A 4,733-nucleotide genomic window follows, 5' to 3' on the forward strand; every position below is an offset into this window, starting at 1 on the left:
CACCCTGCGCACCGTCGACGTGGCCGCGGCCGACCGGCACGACGTGCCGCCGGACGAGGCGCGGCTGGTGCCGGTGCCGCAGGCGGAGAGGGAGGGCAGGGCGGCGATGGCGGCGAGGCCGCCTGCTCCGCGCAGGAGCGCTCTGCGACCGATTACGTGATCACTCATGACAAATCTCCTGAAATTCGCGCGTGGGGACCAGCTGTTCGGGGGTGCGGGGGGTGGGTGGGGTCAGGGGTGGTGCGGCGGGTGCGCGGGGGACGCTCCCGTCACTCGTGGGGCACCGCGATCGCGGCGAGCTCGGCGCCTGGAGCGACGGTGAGCCCGTTCATGCCGTAGAGGATCTGTCCGGTGGCGGTGGCGGTGACCTTGTGTTCGCTGCCGTCGGCCGGGTCGATGACACGGCCGATGGACTGGCCCTCGGTCACCTCGTCGCCGGTGACCGCGTCGGGGTACCACAGGCCCGTGGCCGGGGACTCGACCGAGCCCGTCCAGACCCACTCGCGGGGCCGCGCGGTCACCGGTGCGACGTGCTGGGGTTCCTCGATGACGCCGAGGTGGTGCAGGAGCCGGTACAGGCCGTCGAGCAGGGTCTTGGTCTGGGCGGGTTCCCGTTCGCCGAGCTGGCCGGTCTCGACGAGGATGGCGGGGATGCCGTGCCGGGCCGCCGCGGCGTGGCTGTTGCCGCCCGCGGCGTTGCGGCCGAACAGGACCCGCTCGTAGCCGACGGCGTGGGCCATGCCCCGCGTCTTGGCGTCCAGTTCCTCGTCGGAGGTCAGACGGTAGCCGACGAAGTCGAGCAGGGTCTCGTCGATGCCTCCGCTGTGCAGGTCGGCGTAGGCGTCGGCGCCGGTGATGACGTGCTCGAAGATCCAGGCCGCCAGCCGCTCGGTGGGCCCGCCGGCCGGGTCGCCGGGGAAGACGCGGTTGATGTTGACGCCGTCCAGCGGGGACTTGCCGAGACGTCCGTCGTACACGGCCGGCGGGTTGGCCACCGGGCAGATCACCACCTGGCCGGCGATGTCCTCCGGCTCCAGCAGCCCGCCGAGCCGGGCGGCGGCGTCGGTGCCGACGAACTCGCCGCCGTGCACACCGCCGGTGATCACGACCCTGGGGCCGGGACGGGAACCGTTGACGAGGACCAGGGGGATGTCGACGGTCGTCGGGCCGAGGTCCACGGGGACGGTCCCCCGGGTCTTGTGGCCGGGCTCGGCCCGCAGCGGGCCAATGGTCAGTGTCATGTCGTACCTCAATCAGGCGGTCGTGCGACCGAGCGTGGTGATGAAGTCGATGGGCTGGGGGGTGCGGCCCTCCAGTGCGAGGTCCGCGGCGATGTCGCCCAGGGCGGGCGACATCTTGAAGCCCTGGCCGGAGAAGCCGGCCAGCAGGACGATGTCGGGGCAGTCCGGCAGGGGTCCGACCAGCGGGCGGGTGCTGCCGGTGTAGCCCTCCATGAAGACGGAGACGCGCACCGGGTCGGGGTTCAGTCCGGGCAGGTGTCGCCGCACCATCGCGCTGAAGGTCTCCAACTCCTCCGGTGCGACGGTCCGGTTCAGCCGGTTCGGGTCGTCCACGGCCTTGTGGTGGGCCTGGGACAGACCCAGCTTGACGGAGAGCCCGTCGGGGGACGGGATGCCGTAGAAGTGGGTGTCGCCCAAGCGGATGAACGCGGGGCGCTCGTCACCGACTCGGTGGTCCTCGGTGGGCAGGAACCAGGCGCTGATCGCACGGTAGACGTCCACCTGCCACGGCAGGTCCGGCAGCAGGTCGCCCACCCAGGGGCCGGGGGTGACCACCGCGGCGTCGAAGCGCGCGGTGTCGGTGTCCGTACGGATCTCCACCCCTCCCCCGGCGACGGGGACGACCTCCCGCACCGGGGTGTAGCGGCGGATGCGCGCGCCCAGCTCCTCGGCGCGACGGGCCGCGGTCTGGACCGTCAACTCCGGGCGGACGAACCCGGCACGGGGGTCGAGGACCGCCAGGTCCCCCTCGTCGAGGCGGAACTGCGGGAAGCGCTTGGCCATCGCGTCGGCGTCGAGCACCTCGTGGTCGAGGCCGTGCTCGGCGATGACGTCCAGGACCGTACGCATCTCGGGGTCGTCGGCCGGCCCCATGAACATGCTTCCCGTCAGCCGGCGCAGTTCCCGGCCGGTCTCCGCCTGCAACTGCTGCCAGAGGGTGTCGGCGTGCCGGACGAGCGGCACGTAACGGCCGTCGTCGGTCTGCACGCTGCGGAAGACCCGGGTCTCACCGCCGGCGGCACTGCGGTCGTGGCCGGGGGCGAAGCGGTCGTAGGCGACGACCTCGGCGCCCCGGGCCGCCAGCCGCCAGGCGGCCTGGCTGCCCACCGTGCCGGTGCCGACGACGGCGACCCGCTTGGTCGTGGCCATGTGGTTCTCCTTGCTGGACGGTGCTCGGACGGTCAGGCCGTGGTGCGGCCGACCGTGGACACGAAGTCGATGGGCTGGGACGAGGCGCCCTCCAGCGCGAGGTCCGCGGCGATGTCGCCGAAGGCGGGCGAGAGCTTGAAGCCGTGGCCGGAGAAGCCGGCCAGCAGGACGACGTTCTCGGCGCCGGGCAGCGGGCCGACCAGCGGGCGGCTGCTCTCGGTGTAGCCCTCCATGTAGACGGCCAGACGGGTCGGGTCCGGGTGCAGGTCCGGCAGGTGACGGCGCACGAGGTCGGTGAAGACCTCCAACTCCTCCGGCTGGACGGTGCGTTCCAGCGTGTTCGGGTCGCCGGCCGGTGCGTGCAGGTCGCGCGAGAGTCCGATCTTGACGGAGACGCCGTCCGGGGAGGGCAGGCCGTAGCAGTGGGTGGGGGTGGTCCGGATGAACGCGGGGCGCTCCTCGCCGAACCAGGCGTCGGTGGTGGGCACGTACCAGGCGCTGATGAGGCGGCGGATGTCCACCTCCCACGGCAGTCCGGGCAGCAGGTCGTTCACCCACGGTCCGACGGTGACGACGACCGCGTCGAAGCGCTCGCCGCCGGAGTCGGTGCGGACCTCGACCCCGCCGCCCACCGGGGTGATCTCCCGGACCGGCGTGTAGCGGTGGATCCGAGCGCCGAGCCGCTCGGCGCGGCGGGCCGCGGTCTGGACGGTCAGCTCGGGCCGGATGAAGCCGGCGCGGCGGTCGAGTACGGCCGCGTCGCCGTCCTCCAGCCGGTACTGCGGGAACCGCTTGGCCATCGCGTCGGCGTCGAGCACCTCGTGGTCGAGGCCGTGCTCGGCGATGGACTGAAGGACCGTGGCCATCTGCTGGTGCTCGGTGGACCCCATCAGCAGGCATCCGGTCAGGCGGCGCAGCTCGCGGCCGGTCTCCTGCTGGAGCTGCTCCCACAGGGTGTCGGCGTGCTTGAGGAGCGGGACGTACCGCGAGTCCTCGAAGTGCGCGCTGCGGAAGATGCGGGTCTCGCCGCCGGCGGCGCTGCGGTCGTGCCCCGGGGCGAAGCGGTCGTAGGCGACGACTTCCGCGCCACGGGCGGCGAGCCGCCAGGCGGCCTGGCTGCCCATCGTTCCGACGCCGACTACGGCGACGCGCTTCCTGGCAGCTGACACAGGGCTTTCCTTTCGTATCACCGGGGCGCATGCTGGGCCCGGCGTGAGGCTGTTCGATTCGAGGTGGTTTGGAGGGGGCGGGTCTGGGGCCCGTCGCTCGCATCCGTCCGCTTCTCGGAGTTCCGGCCCACTCCTTCGGGTTCTCCCGTTGAGCCGTGCCACATTGTGGAATGCTGTGCTAGAATCTGGCACAGAGAATGGCAGTGGCACGAAGGGGAGTCAAGAGGGTGTCGGACAGAAATTCCGAGGATTAACAGGGGGAAACCGGATGGAAATGAAGAGCGTCACCAGATCACTGCGCATCCTGGAGGCGGTCGCCCAGCACCAACCGGTCACCGTCGGCGAGCTGACGAAGATCTTCGGGCTCCCGAAGTCGACCGTGCAGCGGACCCTGGTCACGCTGGCCGAGGCCGGCTGGCTGCGGGCCAACCGCCGGGACACCACCCGGTGGGAGATCGGCGCCCGGGTCCTGGCCGTGCGGCCCGCCGCACTCCAGGGCTCCAACCTGTTCGCCGCCGCCCGCGAGCCGATGATCCGGCTCCGTGACACGGTGAACGAGACGATCCACCTGTCGGTGCCGGACGCCCTGCAGTGCATGGTCGTGGTGGACCGCGTGGACTGCGACCATCCCGTACGGACGTTCCACACCATCGGCGACACCTCACCGCTGCACGCCACCGCCACGGGGCGCGCGATCCTCGCCCATCTGCCGAAGCAGGACGTCGAGGAACTGCTCCGGCAGGGGCTGGAGCGATTCAGCGAGACGACGCCCGCCGACCCCGACGAACTGCGCGCCGAGCTGGACCAGATCCGCACCGACGGCTACTCGGTCAACCGCAACCAGTACCGGCCGGGCGTGTGCGCCATCGCCGCGGCGGTGCTGGACGAGGAGGGCACACCGCTGGCCACCGTGGCCATCTCGATGCCCGACTCCCGCTTCGACGCGGCACGACTGCCCGAGTGGGGCCGCCTGGTCGCCGGTACGGCGGCGGAGATCACGGGCCGCCGACTGGGCGGCTGAACACGCGGCGGCAGCCGAAGCCGCACCGACGGACAAGGGTCGGCCCCCCACGTACCGGCATGTTCCCGCACTTCACGGCGACGTCGGGCGGCCTGTTCCTCATGGTCTTCGGCGTGCTGACGGTGCTCTCGGGGGTCGCGCAGATCAACCCGA

At 71.8% G+C, this 4,733-nt stretch carries 4 protein-coding genes; 1 reads left to right on the top strand and 3 read right to left on the bottom strand.

Features of this window, described 5'->3' with window-relative positions; translation table 11 throughout:
- Positions 1 to 269 precede the first annotated feature (269 nt).
- Genes ABZ078_RS44030 through solA (ABZ078_RS44040) form a run of 3 tightly spaced genes read right to left on the bottom strand, consistent with a single transcriptional unit; the run spans position 270 to position 3,559 of the window.
- Entirely contained in the window at positions 270 to 1,241 is a 972-nt protein-coding gene (locus ABZ078_RS44030; protein ID WP_356584271.1) for a succinylglutamate desuccinylase/aspartoacylase family protein, read from the bottom strand.
- 12 nt (positions 1,242 to 1,253) lie between these two features.
- Positions 1,254 to 2,390 (bottom strand): N-methyl-L-tryptophan oxidase, encoded by a 1,137-nt coding sequence (gene solA / locus ABZ078_RS44035; RefSeq protein WP_356584273.1) that lies wholly within the window; start codon positions 2,388 to 2,390, stop codon positions 1,254 to 1,256.
- Between the two features lie 32 nt (positions 2,391 to 2,422).
- A complete protein-coding gene (solA, locus tag ABZ078_RS44040; protein ID WP_356584275.1) occupies positions 2,423 to 3,559 on the bottom strand; it encodes an N-methyl-L-tryptophan oxidase in 1,137 nt (378 codons plus the stop codon).
- 274 nt (positions 3,560 to 3,833) lie between these two features.
- On the opposite strand from solA (ABZ078_RS44040), the gene ABZ078_RS44045 reads away from it, so the two are divergent.
- A complete protein-coding gene (locus ABZ078_RS44045; protein ID WP_356584277.1) occupies positions 3,834 to 4,580 on the top strand; it encodes an IclR family transcriptional regulator in 747 nt (248 codons plus the stop codon).
- Positions 4,581 to 4,733: the final 153 nt, after the last annotated feature.

It is taken from the genome of Streptomyces sp. NPDC006385 (assembly GCF_040612485.1).
In the GTDB taxonomy this organism is placed as follows: domain Bacteria; phylum Actinomycetota; class Actinomycetes; order Streptomycetales; family Streptomycetaceae; genus Streptomyces.